The organism is Candidatus Binatia bacterium (assembly GCA_029243485.1).
Lineage (GTDB): Bacteria > Desulfobacterota > Binatia > UBA12015 > UBA12015 > VGTG01.
In genome coordinates, this window is sequence record JAQWRY010000001.1 from 79,472 (window position 1) to 102,379 (window position 22,908).

21 protein-coding genes are annotated in these 22,908 nt (G+C 66.2%); 15 read left to right on the plus strand and 6 right to left on the minus strand.

The features are described from left to right. Positions 1 to 37 precede the first annotated feature (37 nt). Positions 38 to 1,714, plus strand: coding sequence for a hypothetical protein (locus P8R42_00430; GenBank protein MDG2303111.1), 1,677 nt, complete (start codon positions 38 to 40; stop codon positions 1,712 to 1,714). Between the two features lie 23 nt (positions 1,715 to 1,737). Next, the gene (locus P8R42_00435) at positions 1,738 to 2,352 is read left to right on the plus strand and encodes a nucleotidyltransferase family protein (GenBank protein ID MDG2303112.1); all 615 of its coding nucleotides are present in this window, start codon (positions 1,738 to 1,740) and stop codon (positions 2,350 to 2,352) included. On the opposite strand, the gene P8R42_00440 is transcribed toward P8R42_00435, so the two are convergent. Further along, positions 2,349 to 3,416 carry an XdhC family protein gene (locus tag P8R42_00440; protein MDG2303113.1) on the minus strand — a complete coding sequence of 356 codons (1,068 nt, stop codon included), beginning with the start codon at positions 3,414 to 3,416 and terminating at the stop codon, positions 2,349 to 2,351. The genes P8R42_00435 and P8R42_00440 overlap by 4 nt on opposite strands. 56 nt (positions 3,417 to 3,472) lie before the next feature. Here P8R42_00440 and P8R42_00445 point away from each other — a divergent pair, with 56 nt between their 5' ends. The 4 genes from P8R42_00445 to P8R42_00460 are packed head-to-tail and all read left to right on the plus strand — an operon-like array spanning position 3,473 to position 7,395. Further along, positions 3,473 to 4,348 (plus strand): xanthine dehydrogenase family protein subunit M, encoded by an 876-nt coding sequence (locus tag P8R42_00445; protein MDG2303114.1) that lies wholly within the window; start codon positions 3,473 to 3,475, stop codon positions 4,346 to 4,348. Then, positions 4,348 to 4,824 (plus strand): (2Fe-2S)-binding protein, encoded by a 477-nt coding sequence (locus P8R42_00450; GenBank protein ID MDG2303115.1) that lies wholly within the window; start codon positions 4,348 to 4,350, stop codon positions 4,822 to 4,824. The genes P8R42_00445 and P8R42_00450 overlap by 1 nt, the downstream gene beginning before the upstream one ends. A 7-nt stretch (positions 4,825 to 4,831) precedes the next feature. After that, complete coding sequence (locus P8R42_00455) at positions 4,832 to 7,135, plus strand: xanthine dehydrogenase family protein molybdopterin-binding subunit (protein ID MDG2303116.1); 2,304 nt, start codon at positions 4,832 to 4,834, stop codon at positions 7,133 to 7,135. Then, the gene (locus P8R42_00460) at positions 7,132 to 7,395 is read left to right on the plus strand and encodes a MoaD/ThiS family protein (protein MDG2303117.1); all 264 of its coding nucleotides are present in this window, start codon (positions 7,132 to 7,134) and stop codon (positions 7,393 to 7,395) included. Before P8R42_00455 ends, P8R42_00460 begins: the two co-directional genes overlap by 4 nt. On the opposite strand, the gene P8R42_00465 is transcribed toward P8R42_00460, so the two are convergent. Next, positions 7,396 to 8,316: an LLM class flavin-dependent oxidoreductase gene (locus P8R42_00465; GenBank protein MDG2303118.1), complete on the minus strand. Its 921-nt coding sequence runs from the start codon at positions 8,314 to 8,316 to the stop codon at positions 7,396 to 7,398. Between the two features lie 52 nt (positions 8,317 to 8,368). Between P8R42_00465 and P8R42_00470 the strand changes: the two genes are divergently transcribed. Then, positions 8,369 to 9,004 carry a DNA-3-methyladenine glycosylase I gene (locus P8R42_00470; protein MDG2303119.1) on the plus strand — a complete coding sequence of 212 codons (636 nt, stop codon included), beginning with the start codon at positions 8,369 to 8,371 and terminating at the stop codon, positions 9,002 to 9,004. A gap of 6 nt (positions 9,005 to 9,010) precedes the next feature. On the opposite strand, the gene P8R42_00475 is transcribed toward P8R42_00470, so the two are convergent. Together P8R42_00475 and P8R42_00480 are read right to left on the minus strand one after the other, a co-directional pair. After that, positions 9,011 to 12,067, minus strand: a complete 3,057-nt coding sequence (locus P8R42_00475; GenBank protein ID MDG2303120.1) for a sulfatase-like hydrolase/transferase — start codon at positions 12,065 to 12,067, stop codon at positions 9,011 to 9,013. A 202-nt stretch (positions 12,068 to 12,269) separates the two neighbouring features. Then, positions 12,270 to 13,397: a MaoC family dehydratase N-terminal domain-containing protein gene (locus P8R42_00480; protein ID MDG2303121.1), complete on the minus strand. Its 1,128-nt coding sequence runs from the start codon at positions 13,395 to 13,397 to the stop codon at positions 12,270 to 12,272. A 182-nt stretch (positions 13,398 to 13,579) separates the two neighbouring features. On the opposite strand from P8R42_00480, the gene sufT reads away from it, so the two are divergent. Then, on the plus strand, positions 13,580 to 14,140 hold the full coding sequence (gene sufT, locus P8R42_00485; GenBank protein ID MDG2303122.1) for a putative Fe-S cluster assembly protein SufT: 561 nt from the start codon (positions 13,580 to 13,582) through the stop codon (positions 14,138 to 14,140). A 7-nt stretch (positions 14,141 to 14,147) separates the two neighbouring features. Then, complete coding sequence (locus P8R42_00490; GenBank protein MDG2303123.1) at positions 14,148 to 15,473, plus strand: citrate synthase; 1,326 nt, start codon at positions 14,148 to 14,150, stop codon at positions 15,471 to 15,473. Here the strand turns inward: P8R42_00490 and P8R42_00495 are convergent. Further along, positions 15,467 to 16,186: a hypothetical protein gene (locus tag P8R42_00495; protein ID MDG2303124.1), complete on the minus strand. Its 720-nt coding sequence runs from the start codon at positions 16,184 to 16,186 to the stop codon at positions 15,467 to 15,469. The genes P8R42_00490 and P8R42_00495 overlap by 7 nt on opposite strands. Positions 16,187 to 16,192: 6 nt before the next feature. On the opposite strand from P8R42_00495, the gene P8R42_00500 reads away from it, so the two are divergent. Then, positions 16,193 to 17,179, plus strand: coding sequence for a prolyl oligopeptidase family serine peptidase (locus P8R42_00500; GenBank protein MDG2303125.1), 987 nt, complete (start codon positions 16,193 to 16,195; stop codon positions 17,177 to 17,179). On the opposite strand, the gene P8R42_00505 is transcribed toward P8R42_00500, so the two are convergent. Further along, positions 17,162 to 17,809, minus strand: a complete 648-nt coding sequence (locus tag P8R42_00505; GenBank protein MDG2303126.1) for a helix-turn-helix domain containing protein — start codon at positions 17,807 to 17,809, stop codon at positions 17,162 to 17,164. The two genes, P8R42_00500 and P8R42_00505, sit on opposite strands and share 18 nt — an antisense overlap. Positions 17,810 to 17,901: 92 nt before the next feature. Here P8R42_00505 and P8R42_00510 point away from each other — a divergent pair, with 92 nt between their 5' ends. From P8R42_00510 to rfbD, 5 genes are read left to right on the plus strand one after another with little or no spacing between them, the layout of a single operon-like run. Beyond that, complete coding sequence (locus P8R42_00510) at positions 17,902 to 19,482, plus strand: DUF4301 family protein (GenBank protein ID MDG2303127.1); 1,581 nt, start codon at positions 17,902 to 17,904, stop codon at positions 19,480 to 19,482. Positions 19,483 to 19,524: 42 nt separating this feature from the next. Continuing rightward, positions 19,525 to 20,622, plus strand: coding sequence for a dTDP-glucose 4,6-dehydratase (gene rfbB, locus P8R42_00515; GenBank protein ID MDG2303128.1), 1,098 nt, complete (start codon positions 19,525 to 19,527; stop codon positions 20,620 to 20,622). 5 nt (positions 20,623 to 20,627) lie between these two features. After that, positions 20,628 to 21,500 carry a glucose-1-phosphate thymidylyltransferase RfbA gene (rfbA, locus tag P8R42_00520; protein ID MDG2303129.1) on the plus strand — a complete coding sequence of 291 codons (873 nt, stop codon included), beginning with the start codon at positions 20,628 to 20,630 and terminating at the stop codon, positions 21,498 to 21,500. 3 nt (positions 21,501 to 21,503) lie between these two features. Beyond that, positions 21,504 to 22,067 carry a dTDP-4-dehydrorhamnose 3,5-epimerase gene (gene rfbC, locus P8R42_00525; GenBank protein ID MDG2303130.1) on the plus strand — a complete coding sequence of 188 codons (564 nt, stop codon included), beginning with the start codon at positions 21,504 to 21,506 and terminating at the stop codon, positions 22,065 to 22,067. Beyond that, entirely contained in the window at positions 22,064 to 22,897 is an 834-nt protein-coding gene (gene rfbD / locus P8R42_00530) for a dTDP-4-dehydrorhamnose reductase (protein ID MDG2303131.1), read from the plus strand. The genes rfbC and rfbD overlap by 4 nt, the downstream gene beginning before the upstream one ends. Positions 22,898 to 22,908 lie beyond the last annotated feature (11 nt).

Sequence of the window (22,908 nt, forward strand, 5' to 3'; positions counted from 1 at the left end):
GATGCGGAGAGCCAAGCTAACTCCGGAGCTCACGGATATGACAAACAATTCCCTGCTGGGCCGCGGCGCCCAGCGAAATTCTCTCGTCGCCGCAACCTTCCTCATTCCGCTGCTGCTGGCGCCACGCGCCGATGCTGGGCAGCAGGTTCTCGAGAACCCGGGGGGCGGCTCGTACCGCTCCGGCGTCTCGGTGATTTCGGGCTGGGCCTGCAACGCGACCACGGTGACGATCGAGCTCACCGGGACGGCCGGCTCGGAAACCGTGGAAGCGAACTACGGCACCCCACGCGCCGACACCGCGGTCCCCGCTCACTGCGGCACGGGTGACGAAGACAACGGCTTCGGAGTTCTCACGAACCTGAACCGTCTCGGCACGGGTCCCGCGACCGCGGTGTTGAAGCTCGACGGCGTCGCCGTCGCGACCAACGACTTCACGATCACGAAGCCCACGGACGAGAACTTCAACCGCGACATCAGCGGTTCCTACACGCTGCCGTCGTTTCCGAGTGCCGGTGAAGCCCTCGACACGGTGTTCACCACGAGCATCCAGAACTTTGGAATCGCGCCCGCCGGGTCCTCACCGGCAACGACCGTCGCCTCTTCGGAGTGCGCGGGCGGTTTCGTCACCAAGTGTAATCTCGAGAACCCGGGCGTCTCACAGTTCGTCAGCGGGATCGTCGTGTTCTCCGGTTGGATCTGTGACGTCGTGGGCAGCGTTCGACTCGTCCTGACGGGCTCGGCTGCGACCGAGACTCTTATCCCCGCCTACGGCACCAGCCGCGGCGATACCAGTTCGATCTGCGGAGACAGCAACAACGGCTTCGGTGCGCTCTCGAATGCAAACCGCCTCGGCGCCGGGCCCGCCACTGCGGAACTCTACATCGACGACGTCCTCGCCGTGACCAACTCCTTCTGGGTCACGAAGCCGTCGGACAAGAACTTCAACCAGGACCTCGCGGGCGAGTACACCCTCCCCGGGTTTCCAAATTCGACCAGCGACACGATCGTGATCTGGCAGAAGGCCGACCAGAACTTCTCCATCAAGGAAGTCGTGTCTCCGACCGGAGGCCCGACGCCGACGCCGGTACCCGGCTCGATTCCGACGCCCGGCATCACGCCGACGCCGAGCCCGATTCCGACGGCGACGCCTGACGGTGGCGGCGCCACGCCGACTCCCGACGGAGGCTCGACCCCAACGCCGACTCCCGGCGGTGGCGGGCCGGTCTGCGGCAACGGAATCGTCGAAGAAGGCGAGAACTGCGACGGCGCCGACCTCGGCGACAACGAGACCTGCGAAGAGGTCTACGGCGGCTGGAACTCCAACGGGCCCGACGATTGCCTTCTCGGCAGCACGCTGACCTGCGGCGCCGACTGCCAGTACGACGGCACGCTGTGCTCGTGCCTCTGCCTGGACGACTCGGATTGCTACCTCCCCGAGGGCTACTTGCTCGACTGCACGCCGACCTACTGCGTCTCCACTTCGGAAGGCGGGGCGTGCGATCCCCTGGACGTGCCGGACTGCCTTTGTGAGATCGGCGATCTCGGCGACGTCGAAGGCGCCTGCCTCGGAAGTGACGATGAGAACGACGTCCACGGCTTCTGTATCGTGAACCCGTTCGACCCCGGCGAGTACGACGCGCAACTCGACGCGGTCTGCAACGGCGTCGACGGCGGATACGTGGACGAGCCGCGCTGCAACTACTGCGACTTCTGAGAACGGTGTAGACTCCCTCGGCCATGGCGGCACGCAGGGAGGACATCGCAGGAATCATCCTCGCAGGAGGAGGCTCCACGCGCATGGGGCACCCAAAGGCGACCCTGCGCTGGGACGGAGTCACGTTCATCGAGAGCGAGTTGCGGGCCCTGCAGAGTGCCGGACTCGCGCCGCTCGTCGTCGTCTGCGGGATCCACGCAGACGAAACGCGCTCCGCTCTACCGACGGGGCTCGAGGTCGAGGTCCACGAGAACCCCGACCCCGACCGGGGTCAGCTCTCCTCGTTGAAGATCGCCCTGCGCGCCCTCGCCCCTCACGACACGCGGACCGCCGCGCTGGTCACACTCGTCGATCATCCGGCCGTGAAGCTGGCGACACTCGAAGCGCTGTGCGACGCCGCGCTTCCCGATCGAATCGTCGTGCCTCGATTCGAAGGGCGGCGGGGACACCCGGTCGTCTTCGGCCGCGAGATCTTCGACGAGCTGCTCGCGACCCCGGACGAGTCCGGCGCGCGGCCGGTCGTTCGCGCGGATCCGAACCGGGTCGTCGAAGTGGAGACCGACGATGCCGGCGTGCTCGTCGACATCGACACGCCCGAGGATCTCGCCCGTGCGCGGCAACGCGAACCGCGGCGCTAGCGCTGCCGCCGACCGGCGATGATCTCGCCAACGATCGAGACCGCGATCTCCGCCGGCGTCTCCGCGCCGATCTCGAGACCGATCGGCGCGTGCAGCCGTTCGAGTTCCGCCTGCGCGATACCCTGTTCCACGAGCCACTCGCGGATCCGACGAACGCGGCGCTTGCTCCCGATCATCCCGACGTAGGCGGCCTGCATCGAGAGGGCGACTTGGAGGCACTCCGCGTCGAGGCGGTGCCCACGCGTGACCAGGACGACGTGACGATCGGATCGGTCGCCGAGGTCACGGAGGCGCGCCGGCGGATCGCCTACGAGAATCCGCGCGGCAGCCGGCAGCCGGACCGGATTCGCGAACGAGGCCCGATCATCGAGAACCGTCACCGAGAACCCGGCAGGCGCGGCGATCGCGCATACGGCGGCACCGACATGCCCCGCGCCGACCACCACGATCTCCGGCGCCTCGGCCACCGGCTCCGCGAAGACGCGCTCACCCGTGTCGAGTGAGACGCCGACCGGCACGTTCGTGCGCAGGGCCTCCTCCGCCGCCTCGGCCGCGGCTCGATCCACTTGCGCCGAGCCGAACGGGAACGTCTGTACGCCCGCCTGGTCCACGAGCGTCTTGCGCCCGATCCACTCGTCGGGCGCCGCAATGGCGGTCACGACGGCAAGCGGGCCGCGGCCGCGAAGCTCGTCGACGGCACCGAAGAAGTCCATCGTCGGGACGCCGCCCACGGCATCGTCGAGCCGTTCCAGGAACACGTCGAGCACGCCACCGCAGATCGAGGGGCTCTCGAAGCCGTCTTCCTCAAGGAGGCTCACCTCCACCAGCTGCGGCTCTCCCGTCGCCAGGGTGCGCTGCGCGCGCCCGAGGACCTCGGCTTCCCCACAACCACCTCCGATCGTTCCCACCGACCCCGTCGCCGGGTCCACCAACATGCGCGCGCCCACCTTCCGCGGCGTGGAGCCACGCGTCCGGACGACCGATGCCACGACCACGCCGGAGGACTCCGCGCGCAAGGCGAGTCGCCGACGGACGTCGTCGAGGAACGCGGAGAAGTCGTCCATGAGCGTGAACCTACCACCGTTTGCATCGTCGAGCCCGCGTACCTAGTGTCCCATCCGTGAGAGAGCTTCGATATTCCGCTCCGGCATCGGTGGATGAAGCACTCGAGTGCCTGGCGGACGGTAGCCAGGACCCTCGAATTCTCGCCGGTGGAACGGATCTGCTGATCCAGCTTCGCGCCGGCGCCCGGCACGCGCGTCACCTCGTCGACATCAAGCGCATCCCGGAGATGAACGTGCTGCACGCTAACGCGCGCACCGGGCTGCGTGTGGGTGGAGCCGTCTCCTGTGCTGAACTCGTCGAACATCCGGCGGCCGGGGATCTCTTCCCGGGCCTGATCGAGGCCGCCGCCCTGATCGGCTCGACCCAGATCCAGAACCGGGCGACGCTCGCGGGAAACCTGTGCAACGGCTCACCCGCCGCCGACACGACACCCGCCCTCCTCGCTCTCGATACCACCTGCATCATCGCGGGCCCGGCCGGACGCCGCGAACTGTCGGCCGCAGAAGTGGTCACGGCGCCGGGGCGCACCCTGCTCGCGGACAACGAGCTCCTCGTCGAGATCCGCGTGCCCCCGCCGCCTCGCGGCGCGTCGGATGCGTACCAGCGGCTCATTCCCCGCTCCGAAATGGACATCGCCGTTGTCGGAGTCGGCGCAAGCCTGGTGCTCGAAGACGACGGCACCTGCTCCGCGGCGCGGATCGCACTGGGCGCCGTCGGCCCCCGCGCGTTCCTCGCGACGCAAGCAGCCTTCAGTCTGGTCGGAGGACCGATCGACGAGGCCGCCCTCGAGAAGGCCGGCACTCTGGCCGCCGACGTCGCGCAGCCCATCTCCGACAAGCGCGGCACCACCGAGTACCGTCGCGAGATCACCGCAGTTCTCACCCGCCGCGTCGTCGCAGACGCCGCCCGGCGCGCCAAGGGGAATGTCTAGTGGCGAAACTGCATCTCTCGACCCGACTGAATGGCGAAGACGTCGAGTTCCTCTGCGAGCCGCGCCAGAGCTTGCTCGAGGTCCTGCGCGACGTTCTCGATCAGACAGGCACGAAGGAAGGATGCACCACGGGCGACTGTGGCGCGTGCAGCGTCATCCTGGACGGCCGCGTGGTGTGTTCCTGCCTCGTTCTCGCACCGGAAGTCGCGGGCCGAGATATCGAAACCGTCGAGGGGCTTGCCAACGGCGAACACCTCCACCCGCTGCAGCGCAAGTTCCTCGAGCACGCAGCCCTCCAGTGCGGCATCTGCACCCCCGGATTCCTCGTCGCCGCTCGTGCCCTGCTCGACCGCAACCCGGACCCAAGCGAAGCCGAAGTGCGCTACCACCTTGCCGGCAATCTCTGTCGCTGTACCGGATACGACAAGATCGTCCGCGCCGTCCTCGATGCCGCCGCTGAGATGCGGGGCGCGTGAGGTTGCCATGAGCACCACGAAGCTAGGCGAAGCACCCCGCGAGTTTCGCGTCATCGGCACGCGCCCTATCCGTCACGACGGAATCGACAAGGTCACCGGGCGCGCCGTCTACGGCGCCGATGTCACGCTGCCCGGCCTCCTGCAGGGCAGCGTGCTGCGCAGCCCCCACGCACACGCGCGCATCCTCTCGATCGACACCACGCGAGCCGCGGCCCTCCCCGGCGTGAAGGCCATCGTGACGAGTGAAGATCTCCCCAACGTCCGTGCCCGCGAAGAGAAGCTCGGCGAGTCGGTGACGAACGTGCGCCACCTCTCCGAGAACATCCTCGCCCACGACAAGGTCCTCTATCACGGACACGCGATCGCGGCGGTCGCGGCCACCAGCGCACACATCGCCGAAGAAGCCGCCGCGTTGATCGACGTGAAGTACGAGGTCCTGCCGCCGGTGCTCGACGTTCGCAAGGCGATGCAGGACGACGCTCCGATTCTCCATCCCGACCTGCGCACGCACGGGGGCGACCCCGAACGCGCGGACCGAGAGACCAACGTCGCCGCGGTAACGCACTTCGAGCGCGGCGACATCGAAGCGGGCTTTGCACAAGCCGATGAGATCATCGAGCGGAGCTTCGACACGGCGATGGTCCACCAGGGCTACATCGAGCCGCACAACGCCGTCGCGCAGGTGAACGCCGATGGCCAGGCGACTCTCTGGTGCAGTACCCAGGGCCACTTTGATGTACGCCGCCTCTGCGCGGACGTTCTCGAGATGCCGCTATCGCGTCTGAAGGTCGTCGCCGCGGAAATCGGGGGAGGCTTCGGCGGCAAGACCACGATCTATCTCGAGCCTCTCGCAATTTTGCTTTCCCGGAAATCCGGTGCCCCCGTGAAGCTCGTGATGAGTCGGGCCGACGTCCTCCAGGCCACCGGCCCGACGTCGGGCTCGCACATCCGCGTGAAGATGGGCGCCAACCGCGACGGTCGCATCACCGCAGTGGATGCGTGGCTCGCCTACGAGGCGGGCGGTTATCCTGGGTCGCCGGTGCAGATGGGCGCCGCGTGCATCATCGGCCCCTTCGACATCGAGAACGTGCGGATCTACGGCTACGACGTCGTCGTCAATCGCCCGAAGACCGCCGCGTACCGGGCGCCCGGCGCGAGCAACGCCGCCTACGCCAGTGAGACCATCGTCGACGAGCTCGCCCATCGCCTCGAGATCGACCCGTTCGAGTTCCGACTCGCGAACGCCGCCAAGGAAGGGACACCGACCGCGGCCGGCCCGCGCCATCGCCGCATCGGCTGCGTGGAGCTGCTCGAAGCCGCGCGCAGTTGCCCGCACGCCACCGCCCCGCTCGGCGACGCCGATGGCCCCCGAAAACGGGGGCGTGGATTCGCGACCGGCTTCTGGTTCAACGCCGGCCTCCAATCGAGCGCGACGATCTCGTTGAACTCAGACGGAACGGCCAGCCTCGTGACCGGCTCTCCGGACATCGGCGGCACGCGCACCTCGTGCGCGATGATGGCCGCCGAGGAACTCGGGCTCCCCATCGAACTCGTTCGCCCCGTCGTCGGCGACACCGACTCGATCGGGCACACCGACGTCACCGGCGGCAGTCGCGTGACGATGGCCACCGGCCTAGCCGTCCACGACGCCGCGCACGACATCAAGCGCCAACTCTGTGAGCGCGCCGCGAAGACGTGGAAGGTCGAAGTCGACCAGGTCCGCTTCGAGGAGGATGGCGTCGTCTCGGTCAACGACGAATCCCAGCGCTTCTCGCTGGCCGAGATCGCAAAGAATGCCATTCGCACGGGCGGCCCCATCGTCGGCCGCGCGACCGTAAACGCACAACGCAACACGGGGGCCGCGTACGCCGGCCTCATGGTCGACGTCGAGGTCGACACGGAGACCGGCCGGGTCGACATCACGCGCTGCACGGTCTTCCAGGATGTCGGACGCGCGATCCACCCCGCCTACGTCGAAGGACAAATGCAGGGCGGCAGCGTGCAGGGCATCGGCTGGGCCCTGAACGAAGAGTACGTCTACGACGACGAAGGACACCTCCTGAACGACGGCTTCCTCGACTACCGCATGCCGGTCGCGCTGGATCTTCCGATGATCGATCCCGTGATCGTCGAGGTCGCCAACCCGGCGCACCCGTACGGGGTGCGCGGCGTGGGCGAGGTTTCGATCGTCCCACCTCCCGGCGCGGTCGCCAACGCCATCGCCGATGCGACGGGAGTCCGTATGACGACCCTGCCCATGTCTCCCCCCCGCGTGCTCGCGGCGCTCAAGGCGCACGCCGCCGGGGAATGAGCACCGTCTACATCCCCGCACCGCTGCGGCGCCTGACCGGCGGCATCGATCGCGCCGAGGCCTCCGGGCAAACCGTGGGGGAACTGATCGACGACCTCGAAGCCAGGTTCCCCGGCCTCCGAGCCGCATTCGTCGAGAACGGTAACCTGGTTCCTCACCTCGCAGTCTCGGTCGACGACGTCGTCGCCTCCGCCGGACTCGACGAACCCGTCGCACCCGAAAGCGAAGTTCACTTCGTCCCGCCGCTCGGCGGCGGTTGATCAGTCGACGTTTGGAAGCACCTCCTCTGCGAGGAGGCGTAGGGTGTCCTCCTCGCCGCGGTCGTGCAGGAAGAAGATAAACGACTCAACGCCCCGCCCTCGATAGTACTGAATCCGATCGACAATCCGCTCCGGTGTTCCCAGGAAACCGCCTGCCTCGAGCCCCCACCCCGGCCCGCCGAAGCGCCGCGCTGCGAGTTCCCGCGCCGCCGGAACATCGCTCTCGTTCTCCACGAGGACGAGGACCGCTTCGAGCGAACTCACGAGCGACTCGGGAGCGCGCCCGATCTCGGCACAACGACGATCGAGCGCCGCCCGTTTCCCCTCGAACTGCGCGACCCCGTACGTGGGGCAATTCCACACGTCCGCAAACCGGGCCACGAGCGGCAGCACCAGCTGCTCCCCGACACCACCGACGTGAATCGTCGGCCCACCCGGGAACACCGGCGACGGCAGGTTGGGCGGCACCGGATACTCGGTCGCAGAACCCCGCGGCTTCCGGCCCAACATCGCCGACACGACTTCGAGAGAGCGCTCGAGCTTCCGCGCACGATCGCTGACCGACCCCCACGGGATGCCCGACGCTTCATGCTCAGGCTCGTACGAGCCACTCCCGAGGCCGAGCTCGAGGCGCCCACCGGAAATCACATCGAGCGACGTGACCATCTTTCCGAGCAGAGCGGGCTCGCGAAACGTCGCGGACAGAACGAGGTGCCCAACCCGGAGTCTCTCCGTCCGCGCGAGAAGCGCCGTCGCCAGGGTCCACCCCTCAAAGGAAGGCACCGTGGGCATCTCCGGCGGATAGAGATGATCCATCAGCCAGAGCGAATCGATGCCCACCTCTTCACAGAGCTGCGCCCTCTCGAGGATCTCCTCGAACGTGAATCCCACCTGCGGAAGGTAGACGCCGATCCGGGTCATGGCTTCTCATAGCGCTTGTGCGACGGCCGGAAAAGTTGGATGCGATTCGGCCATGACCCGGCTCCCAGGACTGGTTCGTGACGAGGACGGCACGAGCCGCTGCTGGTGGGGCGCCTCCTCGCCCGATTACGTCGCGTATCACGACGCCGAGTGGGGCTTCCCGGTGACCGACGACGTCCGGCTCTTCGAGAAGATCTGCCTCGAGGGATTTCAGGCGGGACTCAGCTGGATCCTCATCCTTCGCCGCCGCGAGTACTTCCGAACCGCGTTCGCCGACTTCGACTACGACAAGGTCGTGCGCTTCGACAAGCGGCGTGTCGACCGGCTCGTGAAGGACCCCGGGATCATCCGGCACCGCGGCAAGATCGAATCGACGATCAATAACGCCAAGCGGGCCCGCGAACTGACCCGCGAATTCGGATCACTCGCGGCCTACTTCTGGAGCTTCGAGCCGCCGGCAAAAGATCGACCAAAGCGGCTGACTCGCCGCTACCTCTCCGAGAACCCCCACTCACCCGCGTCCGCTGCGCTCAGCAAGGATCTGCGCAAGCGAGGTTGGACCTTCGTCGGCCCCACGACGCTCTATGCCTTCATGCAGGCGATGGGGCTGGTGAACGATCACCTGCCGGGGTGCGCCGCACACGAGCCGGCGGAGCGGGCGCGCGCCCGACTCCGCCGTCCCACGTAAGAGAGCCTACTCGATGTAGCCGAGGGCGCGTAGGCGGTCTCGTGTGGCGTCGTCCATCTCGACGTCGCCCCCCGTCTCGACCGCATCGTCGGTCGCACCGGTGCTGATGGCGATGATCTCCTTGTCGAGATCCGCGATCTCGACCTCATGATCGGCCGCCAGGTTGCGCTGCTCCGCCGGGTCGCCCTCGACGTCGAACAACTCGACCTCGGGCAGACCCCGCGGGTTCCCGGCCTGCGAACGGATTAGCTTGGTCGGGCCCTTGCGGACGGCCGTGATGATGTTCCCCTCGTGATCTTCTTCGGCAAACGCGACGCGCGCGCTCGGGATGCCCTCGGAGAGATCCGCGCCCTGCCATTCATCGGGCAGCGGCGCTCCGGCCGCCGAGAGAATCGTCGGCGAGACATCGAGGAGTCGAGCGACGCCGCTCGGCCGCCCCGACAGGTACGTGCCCGCCGGGAACTTCGTGATGAGCGGCACGGCGATCTGCTCATTGTAGAGCGTGGTTCCGTGCCACCAGCCGCCGTGCTCCTGAAACTCCTCGCCGTGATCCGCCGTCAGAATGATCAGCGTGTTGCCGTAGAGATCGAGGCTCTTCAGCTGCTCGACGAGGTGCCCGAAGGACTCGTCCATGTAGGAGATCTCGCCCGCGTACAACTCCTTCATCTCAGCAGCGTCTTCCGCCGGGGGATTCTGGTTCTCCACGCGCGCGATGCCCTTGCCGTCGTACGGATGCGTGAAGTACGGATCGTGCGGATCCATGTAGTGAAGCAGCGTGAAGAACCGGTCGTCCTTGTGCCGCTCGATCCACGGCAGCGCGTCCTCGTTCACTGTGCGGGAATCCTGGTAGTACTGCTCGACCCAGCGATCCTTGAACAGCTTGAAGTTCACGACACGCAGGATGCTGTAGATGACGAGCTTCGAGGACGACTCCTCCGCGCCGAACAGGTAGTCCGGTGCAAAGTACGTGTACTCATCGAAGCCCTGCTGGAAGTTGAACGACGGCGCGAGGTTGATGTTCGAGACGAAGCCCGACGTCGTGTAGCCCTGCTCCTGCATCGCATCGGCTAGGGTCGTCACGTCCGGCAGCACCGACGGCTTGCTCATCGCGCCGTGCGACGACGCGTACAGAGAGGTCAGAATCGTGGCAACCGACGGCTTCGTCCACGAGGACTGGCCGAACGCCTCCCAGGTCGCGCCATCCGCCGCGACGGCATCGATGTTGGGGCTGAGGCCGCGGGGATCACCGTAGGAACCGAGATGATCCGCGCGCAACGTATCCACGATGACGAGAACGACGTTCGGCTTGTCTTGGAGGTGCGCCGGTATCTCTGCACGCACCGGCGGTTGCACCGGCGATTCCGCCGGCCCGAGAAGCGCGCCGAGGCCCATCACGACGACGAGAAGGCCGACCGCCGGAAGCGGACGCGCGATCGCGCCCGCGGGCGACCCGAAGAACCGGCGTCCAACGGTCAGCAAAAGGATCACGAGAACGGCCGCCCCACCGAGAACTCCGAGGAGCACCGGTACCGGGGGCATCTGCTCGAGATAGACGTCTCGTCGCAGCCGAAAGATCGCGATCATGAGGCCGAAGGGAATCAGAGTCGCCGTGAGACCCAATGCCGGAACCCACGACCGCACCTCGTCTATCCGCATCGGCAAGACGCTCAGCACGGCACCGCCGACGGCGCCGAGCCCACCGAGGAGCAACGCGTAGACGAGCGGACCGAACCAAAGAACCTGTGAATCTTCGCCGAAGCCTCCGGCGCCGATGACGAACGCCTCGGTGAGACCGATGACGATGCCCGCGAGAACGCCCGCGCCGAGACCGGCACCGGCGGACGCCAGGAGGCGCTGCGGCTGCGGAATAGGCGCTCCCACCGCGGCCGCGGCGTCGTCCGTCTCCGCCTCGAGGTCTTCCATCCCAAGAGAAACCGCCTGCTTCGCCGCCTCCTCGTAGTCGACCTGCTTTCCGTCCACCCGGCAGTACGCGGGAGTATAGCCCTTCCCGCGCGCGAGCCAGAAGAAGACACCGAACAGCGTCGGAACTTCACCGACCCAGAAGCCGAGCGTCGCCGAAACACCGGCGACGATGGGCCCGACGAGCGCGCCGATGGTCAGCACCTGCGCTGCTTCGCGGACACCCATGCCGCCGATCGTGGGTCCGATGACCGTCGCGAAGATCTGAATCGCGGAGCCGAAGACGATCGGCCAGAACAGCGCCTCACCTGCCGCGCCGACCGCGAGAGCCATGAAGTAATACATCACAGCCGTCGAGAAATGCAGGAGGAAGCTCAGCAGCAGGAGAAGAAGAACGAGTCCCTTCTTGTCACGGTAGGCCGCCGCAGAATTCGACAACCGCATGACGAGGCCCTGGATACGATCCTTCGCGGGGATCGGCGTGTTTTCGATCACCCACTGGACGAGCCCCGGGAACCACAGAATCGCGAGCAAGGCGCTGATGATGCCCAGCGCGACCGGCACCGTAATCAATGCCACGCTCATCGCGTTGTCGCCGAAGATCGACATGCCCATCGGCAGCGCGACGAGGAAAGTCATGAAGATCCCGGTGACGCCGAGAACCTTCTCGAGCGCCGTAGCTGCCGTTACCTCGACCGTCCGACCGCTGAAGCGTGACGCGTCGTAGAGCTTGTACGCATCGAGACCCGCCGTACTCGGCAGGAAGAAGCCGATCACCCGCCCGATCAGGAACGCACCGAAGATGTGCCAGAACGGGAGCTCGATCCCCTGCCCGCGCAGCACGAGCTGCCAGCGATACATCGATGCCATCACGCCGCCGAAGCGGACCGCCGAGCCGATCAGGATGAACGTCCAGAACGTGACCGGATCGATGCTTCCGACCAGGTCGACGATCAGCTTGTAGGCGGGCACGACCTCGCCCGCGCCGTCCGCTACCGGAGCCGTCAGCAGGAGCCAAAGGATCCGGCCGGTGAACGCGACCTTGAGGAAGTTGGCGGCGCTCGCCCGGAGCGAACCGGAGAAGACAAACCGGACCAACAGGAAGGCGAGGCCGAATACGGCACCTTCAAAGAGCAGATTCATAGGCTTAGATTGGGTCCCAGTCGGGGTGGGCTCGGCACCGGAGTGCCCCGGGAAAGAGGCCGCCGAGCGGTTGGAAGATCAAACCGCGAGGGTACCGACGTCGCCAACGGTGGGCAAGGCGGAAAGCCTGCGAAAACGGAGGCTTCTGGTCGACGACGCAGGAATCATGGCCCTTGCCATGGGTCCGGATGAGGCGACCGCTTCAGTCGTGCCGGGAGATGAGGGACACCTCGGCTTGCGCGGTGGCGGTCACCTGGTCTCGGTGGTTGATCGTCCAGAGGTCCAGTCGGGCCAGCTTCTGTCCGTCTCGCTCGAACTTCTCGGCGACCTTCCCGGTCGCCCAGGTGACGTCCCCGAGGTAGTTGAATCGCCGGTAGCGGGAGTCGATGAAGGACAGGAAGCCGTCGTCGCCCACCCAGTCGGTCACGGCCTGACACATCCACGACAGGCGCTCGAGCCCCAGATCGTAGGCGCCGGGGAGACCGAGCGTGTCCTGCGTGAACTTGTTGTCCCAGTGGACGCGCTGCGGCGGCTCGGGCACCCCCTGCTCGTTGGGAACCATCAGCTTCGGATGTCGCTCGAGCGCATCCGCCGCGACCGAGTTCCCGATGAGGTAGATGCCGAAGAACGCCTCAAAGGCGATTTCGGCCGTCGGAGTCAGTGGCCCCTTGATCACCCGGGACAGTTCCTCTCCTACTTCGACGTCCTCCCAGTAGCGGGTCGTGGTCCGCTCGTAGGACTTGTACTCGGCCATGAACCCCTCGATGTCTTCCGGGGTCCAGGTCGCGAGCTGCTCCTGCTCTTTGTAGACCGACTTCTCGCGCGCCTTGTTCCGGTCCGCGCGCATGTACGTGTCGCTGCGCTTGCCGAGGTACTCGCCCTCAACGGTGTGATAGACGGCCTCATAGGTCTGGTAGACCGTCCGGCTCCCGACGAACTTGCTCTCTTTCTCGACGACGTCCTTCAGGTAGCACTTGGCCGTGATGCGATCGCCAAGCAGGATCGGCCGCGCCCATTCGTAGTGCGAGCCCGACCAGATCGCGTGAACGCCGGGCAGCCCCTCGGGCAGACCCGCCGAACCCGGCGCACTGAGCGTGTCGTAGCAGCGGAGCACGACGCCTGGGCACTGCTGACGGCCCCAGCGGGTGCCCGCCGCGTACTCCGGGTCAACGTAGACGGGGCTCAGGTCACCGATCGCATGGGCCAGGTGCCAGATCGTGTCGCGGTTGACCTCGGTTCGCCAGGGCTTTCGGCCACCGAAGCCCTGCCCGATCCGCGCACGCAGCTTCGCGATGCCCTCATCCGTGATCTTGCCGTGCTCGTACGCCATCGCTTCCCCGCTTCCTCAACGGACATTATCTGACCGCTACAGGCCGCCGCCACCGGGGCGCCCTATCCCTCCGCCTCATCGCACGTTATCCTAAGGGCCGGGACCGGGCCCACTGCCCGGAACCCTCCAAACGACCGCTGAAACCCGCAGGAAAGGTCGACACCGCAGGGCGGTGCCGAGATATGACGATGAGCGAATCGAACGAGTGGATAGAGCTGTCACGAGACTGTGAGGCCGCCATGGTACCCGCCGGTCACACCGTCTTATTGCCCAAGGGCACCAAAGCCGTGATCACCCAGTCCCTCGGCGGCTCCTTCACCCTGCACGTCCCCGAGTACGGGGGCCTGATGCGCGTCTCGAGCAAGGATGCCGACGCGGTCGGCCAGGAGCCCGAGGCGGTGCCGACGGCCGAGGCAGAAGCCGGCGAAAGCGATCTCGAGACGCTCGTCTGGGGTCAGCTGAAGACCTGCTACGACCCCGAGATCCCGGTCAACATCGTCGATCTCGGCCTCGTGTACGACATGCAGCTCCTCCCGTCCGACGAGGGGAAACACCGCGTGGAAGTGAAGATGACGCTCACCGCGCAAGGCTGTGGCATGGGCCCGAACATCGCCGCCGATGCCCAGTACAAAATCGAGACGCTCCCCGACATCGAAAACGCGAACGTCGAGATCGTCTGGACGCCGATCTGGAACCCGAACATGATCTCGCCCGAAGGGCGTACCAAGCTAGGGATGGACTGAGGAACGAATGCCGAACGATTCACTGACCGTCGTCGACAACCGCACGGGTAAGACCTACGAAATCCCGATCGAGCACGACACAATTCCGGCGTCGGAGCTCGCCAAGATCAAAGCGAGCCCCGACGGACCTGGCCTGTGGAGCTTCGACGTCGCAATCGCCAATACCGCGACGTGCAAGAGCAACATCACCTATCTGGATGGCGAGGGCGGCGTCCTTCGCTACCGCGGCTATCCCATCGAGGAGCTCGCCGAGCGCAGTAGCTATCTCGAAGTCGCCTACCTGCTCGTGAAGGGCGAGCTGCCCTCCACCACGCACTTCCAGATGTGGCAGCACAACATCAAGATGCACACGATCGTGCACGAGAACCTGAAGCAGTTCATCGACGGGTTCCGCTACGACGCGCATCCGATGGGCATTCTCATTGGCACGGTCGCCGCGCTGTCGACCTTCTACCCCGACGCGAAGGCCATTCACGACGTCGAGTCGCGCCGCGTGCAGACGCGCCGGCTCATCGCGAAGCTCCCGACGATCGCGGCCCTCGCGTTCCGCCACAGCCGCGGCCTGAAGTACGTTTCGCCCGACAACGATCTCTCGTACACCGGCAACTTCCTGTCGATGCTGTTCAAGATGACTGAGCTGAAATACCGGCCGAACCCGGTGCTCGAGAAGGCACTCGACGTGCTCTTCATTCTGCACGCCGACCACGAGCAGAACTGCTCCACCACGACGGCCCGGGTCGTCGGAAGCTCACATGCCGACCCCTACTCGGTCGTGTCGGCCGCCGCCGCCGCACTCTCGGGCCCGCGACACGGCGGGGCGAGCGAAGACGTGGTCCGGATGCTCCACGAGGTCGGCAGCGTCGACAAAGTCCCCGAGTTGATCAAAGCCGTCAAAGCTGGCGACCGTCGGCTCATGGGCTTCGGCCATCGCGTGTACAAGAACTACGACCCCCGCGCGCGAATCATCAAACAGATCGCGTACGACGTCTTCGAGGTCACCGGAAAGAACCCGGCGATCGACGTCGCTCTCGAACTCGAGCGCATTGCCCTCGAGGACGAGTACTTCATCGAGCGACGCCTGTACCCCAACGTCGACTTCTACTCGGGGACGATCTACGAGGCGATGGGCTTCCAGATGGAGATGTTCCCGGTCCTGTTCGCGATCGGCCGCACCGCCGGCTGGGTCGCTCAGTGGGCGGAGATGCTCGAGAACGACGAGCGAATCGCCCGGCCGCGCCAGATGTACCTAGGCGAGGGCGAGCGGGCCTACGTCCCCCTCGATCGCCGCAACGACGGCGGCGAGGGCGAACCCGAGATCCGCGGCCCCTACTGAACCGAGAAGGCCCCCGCCGTGAGGGCGGGGGCGTTGGGCACCCACCTACGGACGCGCTCACGCATCAGCGGCGCGCCGTCGAGGTAGTACTCCCCCGCAAACGGGAACTGATACCCGTCCACCGCGCGGTAGTCCGAGAATCGGGCGTCCAGAACTCCTTTGCCGATCAAAGCTAGGGCGACGGTGCCACGTGCCCGCGACAGGAGGCCCCGATCATCGAAGAACAGCTCGAAAGAGCCCGGTATATCCGCGAACGACGCGCGGAGGCCCGCGGACGCCCCGGGCGGGAGTTCGTCACGGTCGAGTTCGCGCCACGAGACCCGAGGATCTCGCAGGACGTCGAGCGACGTCACCGCGAACCACTGCGCCTGACTGCGCACGTCGCCGTCACCCTTGACCGCCGGTAGGGTCGCCCCGCCCAGTTGATGGCGGGCCATCGTGCCGTCGAACAGAAGACGCTGCTCCTCACCGAGCGTCGGCAGGGTCCAGCGAAAGGACTCCGGGACGCGATACGCGAGTGACCAGGTCCATTCTCCCGGCACGCCGGCCACGACCGTCGCATCGACCTCCTTGTCGTACGACTCGAGCGCCCCCCCCCGCGCGTCGATGGCCCGGTCGACCAGAGTCTGCGAGCACGATGCCTGGAAAACCACGAGCAGCGCACACGCGAATGCGCGGCAGGGCTTTCGACTTTCGCAGAGAAAGGAGATCATCTATTCGTGCCGACGTCCGTGCCCTACCGAGAATCGAACGTCAGGGTCCACATCGTCGTGGCTCTCTTTTTCCTCCTGGTCGGAGCCGGCTGCAAGCCCGCCGTCCCCGGCTGGCCTCGCTTGGCTCCTAAGCCCACCCCGCCGGGCCTCTGGAGCGAGGTCGGCATCCACAACCATTGGATCACCGTCAACATCGGCCTTCCCCATCACGGCCGGCCGCCCTACCCGGTCCTGCTCAATCCCATCGTGCCCGATCATGAGCTTCTCGAGCGAGGAATCGGCGTCGTCCGCTGGAAGACGAACTGGGAGATCCTCTCCGGCCTCAGCAAGCCGAAAGCCACCCCGGGTCCGGGCGCCAAGAAGCCAGAGACCGTGGGTGCCTGGCTCCTCCGTGCGCCTCGACCCGGGATCATCGGCCGGGCCTACTTCCAGCTGATCACGACCGAGGCACACGAGACCATCCCGGCCGTCGTCGACTACCTCCTCACGTTGCCCGACATCGATCCCGAGCAGATCGCGATCGCCGGCAGTTCCACGGGAGGCTTCACGGCGCTGCAGGCACTGGCGGAAGAGCCTCGACTGGCGCTCGGCGTGGTCCAGGTCGCGTGCGGCGAATACCGGATGTTCCTGCAGTCGTCCTCCCTCGGACTCGACGACCAGGAGCGGTGGCTCGTCGACGGGGAGATGGTTCTCGACGAGAAGTACGGCGAGAAGATCGATGCGATCGAGCCGGCCGCGCGAGCCGAGCTCTTGCCGCCGCGGCCGCTGCTTCTCCTCTCCGGGGCTCAGGACCGGGCCATCCCGCCTGCGTGCGTGCACAGGAGCGCCGACCGCTTCGCCGCAGCCTTCGAGGCCGCCGGGGTTCCCGACCGCTTCGAGTGGGTCGAGTTCGAGGATCTCGGCCACGACATCGGCCCTCCGGGCCAGGCCCTCATCCTCGAATTCCTCGAGCGCTGGCTCGTGCTCGACCCGCGACTACTCGACGTCCGCTGAGCCCATCAAACGACGCGTCGCCTTCTTCAGGAAGTGGGCATGCGCTTTGCGCATCTCATCGGAGAACGGGTCGACGCCCAGCACGCGGCGCATGAGAGCAGCCGAAACGAAGTGCCCGAAGAGAAAACCGTACATGCCGAGGATGACGAACGGGATGTCGCGCTCGGCCCAATTCTCGGGCAGCTCCGGAACCGCAGCCCCCATCGCATCGCGGCCCGCCACGACAATCGGGCGGAGCCACTGCTCGGCCAGCCGTTCCAGGTAGGGGCCGTCGTCGAGGATCTCGCGCTGCAACAGCTTTGGAAGATTCGGTGTCTGCCACAGCTGGTCGACCAGGGATTCGAGGAAGTCATCCCCCGCCTCGGCCCCGTCGAGTTCCGCGGCCCCCCTCTCCAGGAGAAGGCGAATCGGAGCGAATCCCCGTTCGAGCACGGCCTCATAGAGCGCCTGCTTGCTCGAAAAGTGGTTGTAGATGCTGGCCTGATTCAGGCTGACGCGCCCGGCGATCTCGCGCACGGAGACGGCCGCGAACCCGCGCTCGGCGAACAATTGCTCGGCGACATCCAGGATTCTCGTAGCCGTCGAGGATTCCGTGTCCGCCGAACCGGTTATCGGGGGTGCTGTCGCCATCGCGTCCTACTCCGTGTCGCTTACCAGACGACTGGAAGGCCTCCAACGAGCCCAGCTTTCCCGTCCTCCGCGCCGGTTGCTATTCCAGGGGCATGGCGAAGAGCGAAACGGGGCTGGGAGCGGCAGATCTCGAAAAGGCCGCTGCCCACGGCCTCTCCGGAGACGAGGTCACACGGCAGCTGGGGATCCTTACGAACCCACCTCCGTCCATCGAGTTGGACCGCCCCTGCACGATCGACGATGGCATCGCCCGAATCGCGGACGATCAGATCCCCGGCTTGCTCGAAGCGCAGGCAGGGGCCGCGGCGGGCGGCCGGGCGACCTACTTCGTGCCGGCCTCCGGTGCTGCAACGCGGATGTTCAAGAGCCTCCTCGCGACGCGCGCCCGGGGTTCGGAAAATCGTGCGACGCTGGCGGCCACGGGCGACGGCGACGCCACGACCGCAGTACGCTTCTTCGACGGCCTCCGGAGGTTCGCATTTTCAGGCGAGCTCGGCGCGGCTCTCGATGCGCGCGGAGCGAGCCTCGACGACTGTATCGAACGAGGCGCGGTCGCCCCGGTCCTCGATGCCCTCCTCGACCCTACCGGCCTTGCCTACGCGGACACCCCCAAGGGCCTCCTCCTATTCCACCGCTACCCGGATACCAGCCGCACCGCGTTCGAAGACCACCTAGTCGAGTCCTTCGCTCTCGCCGCCGACGCAGAGGGCACGACGCGCCTGCACTTCACCGTCTCGGCGGCACACGAGGAAGCGTTTGCGAAACGGCTCGCCGCGGCCCGAACTGCTCTCGAAGCGCGGCTCGGAGCCCGGTTCGCGGTTTCGTTCTCGACACAGAAGAGCTCCACGGACACCATCGCCCTCGATCTCGACGGCAAGCCGTTTCGCGACAAAGCCGGCGTTCTGCTCTTCCGGCCCGGCGGACACGGCTCGTTGATCGCCAACCTTGCCGACCTCGCAACCGCCGGCGCCGATCTCGTGTACGTGAAAAACATCGACAACGTCGTGCACGAGGACTGGCGCGCACCCGTCGTGCAATGGCGCCGCCTCCTTGCGGGGCGGTTGGTCCTCCTTCAGGAGCGGCTCTTCGCGGCCCTTCGCGCGCTCGACGAGAACGCGCACGACGCGGATGCGGTCGCGGCCGGAGCCGCCGTACTGCGCGACGAGCTCGGCGTGCACGTTCCCGTTCCGGGCGACGCCGTGCCAACCCCCGAGGCGGTACGTCGACTCCTCGATCGACCCGTTCGGGTGTGCGCGGTACTGCGCGCGAAAGGGGATCCGGGAGGGGGGCCGTTCTGGGTCCGGGCGTCCGACGGCAGTCTCTCCCCGCAGATCGTCGAAACCGCCCAGATCGATCAGGCCTCGGGGATGCAGCGCGACGTGCAATCTCGAGCCACGCACTTCAGCCCCGCGGACATGGTCCTCGGGGTACGAGATCACCGTGGTGAGCCTTTCGACCTACCGTTCCACGTCGACCCCGGCGCCGTCTTCATCGCCGAAAAATCGAGTGCCGGCAGGGCCCTTCGGGCGCTCGAGCACCCGGGCCTGTGGAACGGCGGCATGGCGCAATGGAACACTCTCTTCGTAGAGGTGCCCCCGGCGACCTTCCATCCTGTCAAAGCTCTCACCGACCTGCTCGACCCCGCCCACCAGCCGTCCAGGGAATCTGAGTAACGCACTCGCCCTAGGCCGGCACATCAGATAATTCGGTGAGTTGTGGAAACCATGATTGTAACGGGGGGTGCGGGCTTCATCGGAGCGAACTTCGTACGGCTCGCATTGGCAAAGACGTCCGCACGTGTGGTGGTGTTCGACAAGCTTACCTACGCTGGAAACCTGTTGTCGTTGCGCGACGTAAGCGACGACCCGCGATTCTGTTTCGTTCGCGGAGACATCGCCGATTGCGACGCGGTCCGAGCGCTATTCGCAGAGCATCGACCGCGATGGGTTCTGAACTTCGCCGCCGAGTCGCACGTCGACCGCTCGATCGAAGACCCGGGTTCCTTCCTTCGAACGAATACGAACGGGACATTCGAGCTACTCGAGGCCGCGCGCGCGCAATATGCCGAAGCCACCAACGAGGAGCGCGCCGGCTTCCGGTTCCTTCACGTGTCGACCGACGAGGTCTACGGCTCACTCGGCGCCACCGGCGAGTTCAAGGAAACCACAGCGTACGCGCCGAACTCGCCCTACTCTGCGTCGAAGGCGGCCGCCGACCATCTCGTTCGCGCCTACTACCATACGTACGGATTGCCGACGTTGGTCACGAACTGCTCGAATAACTACGGGCCCTTCCAGTTCCCCGAGAAGCTCGTTCCGCTCACCTTGCTCAACGCGCTCGAAGGGCGAGACTTGCCGATCTACGGCGACGGTGGCAACATTCGTGATTGGTTATTTGTCGAAGATCACTGCGACGGTATCCTCTGCGCACTCGAGGCTGGCCGGCAGGGAGAGAAGTACAACATCGGCGGCCACGCGGAGCGCACGAACCTCCAGCTGATCGACTACATCATCACCCTGCTCGAAGAGGCGCGGCCCGCCGGTGAGAACCCGGGGATGAAGGCACGCGGCCTTACGAGCTATGCCGATCTCAAGACCTTCGTCACGGATCGACCCGGACACGATCGTCGCTACGCGATCGACCCGTCGAAGATCGACGACGAGCTCGGCTGGAAGCCCCGCCACACCTTCGAGGAGGGCTTCAAGCGCACGGTCCATTGGTATCTCGACAACCGAGAATGGTGTGAGGCGGTGCAGAGCGGCACGTACCAACGAGAGCGTCTGGGTCTTTCAGAGAGCCCGCCGAGTCCATGAACGACATCAAAGGGATCCTCCTCGCAGGCGGCTCCGGTACCAGGCTCCATCCGATCACCCGGGCAACCAGCAAGCAGCTATTGCCGATCTACGACAAACCGCTCGTGTACTACCCGCTGTCCAGCCTCATGCTGGCCGGCATCCGCAATGTTCTCGTCATCACCACGCCGCACGACCAGGAGGGCTTCCGCCGCCTGCTCGGAAACGGCAACGACCTCGGCTTGAACATCGAATACCAGGCGCAGGAGAAGCCCGACGGGATCGCGCAGGCGTTCCTGATCGGCCGTGACTTCCTGGCCGGATCCCGCGCCGCCCTCGCCCTGGGCGACAACATGTTCTACGGCCACGGCTTCTCCGAGCTCCTCCAGAACGCGGTCCAGCGCACCCACGGCGCGACCGTGTTCGGGTACCAGGTCCGCGATCCCGAACGATACGGGGTCGTCGAGTTCGACGAGTCCGGACGGGCCATCGGCCTCGAAGAAAAGCCAACGCAGCCCCGATCCTCGCACGCCGTCACCGGCCTCTACTTCTACGACGAAGACGTCGTGGACATCGCCGCGAATCTCGCACCTTCCGAGCGCGGCGAATTGGAGATCACCGACGTGAATCTCGCCTATCTCGAGCGTGGGGATCTACACGTCGAGAGACTCGGCCGCGGCATCGCCTGGCTCGACACCGGCACCCACGAATCCCTCCTCCAGGCAGCGAACTTCATCCACGCGATCGAGGAACGGCAGGGGCTGAAGGTCGCATGCCTCGAAGAAATCGCGTATCGGATGGGGTACATCAGCGCCCAAGACGTACAGCGTCTGGCAGAACCCATGAGCAAGACGGGGTACGGCCAGTACCTTCTGGACCTCGTCCGACAGGAGTCGTGACACGTGCGAGTCATTCCGACCGCCCTCGAGGGCGTAGTGGTCATCGAGCCCAAGGTCTTCAAGGACGACCGGGGCTTCTTTACTGAGACCTACCACGCCGAGCGCTACGCGGAGGCGGGGGTCGACGTCAACTTCGTTCAGGACAACCACTCGCGGTCTGCGCAGTGGACGCTGCGGGGCCTCCACGCCCAGCTGAACCGTCCGCAGGCGAAGCTCGTGCGGGTCCTGCAGGGCTCGATCGTCGACGTAGCAGTCGACATTCGAGCGGGCTCCCCGACCTTCCGCAAATGGGTGAGCGCGGAGCTCACTTCCGAAAACTTCCGGCAGATCTACGTCCCGGCCGGGTTCGCGCACGGGTTCTGCGTGACCTCCGAGACGGCAGAAGTCGAGTACAAGTGCTCCAACCTCTACGACCCGTCGGCCGAGCTACGCCTCCTGTGGAACGACCCGGAGATCGGCGTCGAGTGGCCCACGACGCAACCCCTCCTCTCCGAGAAGGACCTGCGCGGCCTGCCGCTCTCGGCGTGGATGGACCAGCTACCGGCGTACGCGAAGAAGGCAGCGTGAAGATCCTTCTCACCGGCGCGGCGGGACAACTCGGCCGCTCCCTGCGTCGAACCCTGCACGGGCACGACGTCGTCGCCTGCGAACACGGGCGGCTCGACATCGCCGACCTTGCGGCCGTACGCGAGGCGGTTGCCGCCGAGAAACCCGACCTCATCCTCAACGCCGCCGCCCACAATCGCGTCGACGACGCGGAGAGCGACCCCGGCCCCGCCTACCGGGGGAACGCGGTCGGACCGCGCAACCTAGCCCTTGCGAGCAACGAGGTCGGCGCAGCGGTCGTGCACGTCTCCACTGACTACGTCTTCGACGGCCGGGGCAATCGCCCGTACCACGAGTACGACGTACCCGCCCCGAGATCGGCGTATGGGGCAAGCAAACTCGCCGGTGAGGTCGCCGTGCGCGAGGCCAATCCGCGGCACTACATCGCCCGAACGGCCTGGGTGTACCACGAAGAACGCGGCAACTTCCCGCGCACGATGCTCTCGCTGCGCGACCGAGACGAAGTCCGCGTGGTGAATGATCAGGTCGGCTCGCCGACGTATGCGCCCCACCTCGCCGACGCACTCACTACACTCATCGAGACGGAGGCGTTCGGCACATACCACCTCGCCGGCGCAGGCCAGGCCAGTTGGTTCGATCTCACCTGTGAACTCTATCGTCGCGAAGGCATCACGACGTCCGTGGTCCCCGTAACGACCGAAGAGTTTCCGCGCCCGGCCGAACGACCTCAGTTCTCAGTTCTCGAAACTGTCCAGGAACCGCGAATCGTCCTCCCTGCCTGGCAGGACGGACTCGCCGCTTTCTGCACCCGGCTCCACCGAGCCGCTTGAATCCGCAAAGG

Coding starts and splice junctions, on each gene's coding strand:
- P8R42_00430 (MDG2303111.1), top strand. CDS start 38: ATGACAAACAATTCCCTGCTGGGCCGCGGCGCCCAGCGAAATTCTCTC.
- P8R42_00435 (MDG2303112.1), top strand. CDS start 1,738: ATGGCGGCACGCAGGGAGGACATCGCAGGAATCATCCTCGCAGGAGGA.
- P8R42_00440 (MDG2303113.1), bottom strand. CDS start 3,416: ATGGACGACTTCTCCGCGTTCCTCGACGACGTCCGTCGGCGACTCGCC.
- P8R42_00455 (MDG2303116.1), top strand. CDS start 4,832: ATGAGCACCACGAAGCTAGGCGAAGCACCCCGCGAGTTTCGCGTCATC.
- P8R42_00460 (MDG2303117.1), top strand. CDS start 7,132: ATGAGCACCGTCTACATCCCCGCACCGCTGCGGCGCCTGACCGGCGGC.
- P8R42_00465 (MDG2303118.1), bottom strand. CDS start 8,316: ATGACCCGGATCGGCGTCTACCTTCCGCAGGTGGGATTCACGTTCGAG.
- P8R42_00470 (MDG2303119.1), top strand. CDS start 8,369: ATGACCCGGCTCCCAGGACTGGTTCGTGACGAGGACGGCACGAGCCGC.
- P8R42_00475 (MDG2303120.1), bottom strand. CDS start 12,067: ATGAATCTGCTCTTTGAAGGTGCCGTATTCGGCCTCGCCTTCCTGTTG.
- P8R42_00480 (MDG2303121.1), bottom strand. CDS start 13,397: ATGGCGTACGAGCACGGCAAGATCACGGATGAGGGCATCGCGAAGCTG.
- sufT (MDG2303122.1), top strand. CDS start 13,580: ATGACGATGAGCGAATCGAACGAGTGGATAGAGCTGTCACGAGACTGT.
- P8R42_00490 (MDG2303123.1), top strand. CDS start 14,148: ATGCCGAACGATTCACTGACCGTCGTCGACAACCGCACGGGTAAGACC.
- P8R42_00495 (MDG2303124.1), bottom strand. CDS start 16,186: ATGATCTCCTTTCTCTGCGAAAGTCGAAAGCCCTGCCGCGCATTCGCG.
- P8R42_00505 (MDG2303126.1), bottom strand. CDS start 17,809: ATGGCGACAGCACCCCCGATAACCGGTTCGGCGGACACGGAATCCTCG.
- P8R42_00510 (MDG2303127.1), top strand. CDS start 17,902: ATGGCGAAGAGCGAAACGGGGCTGGGAGCGGCAGATCTCGAAAAGGCC.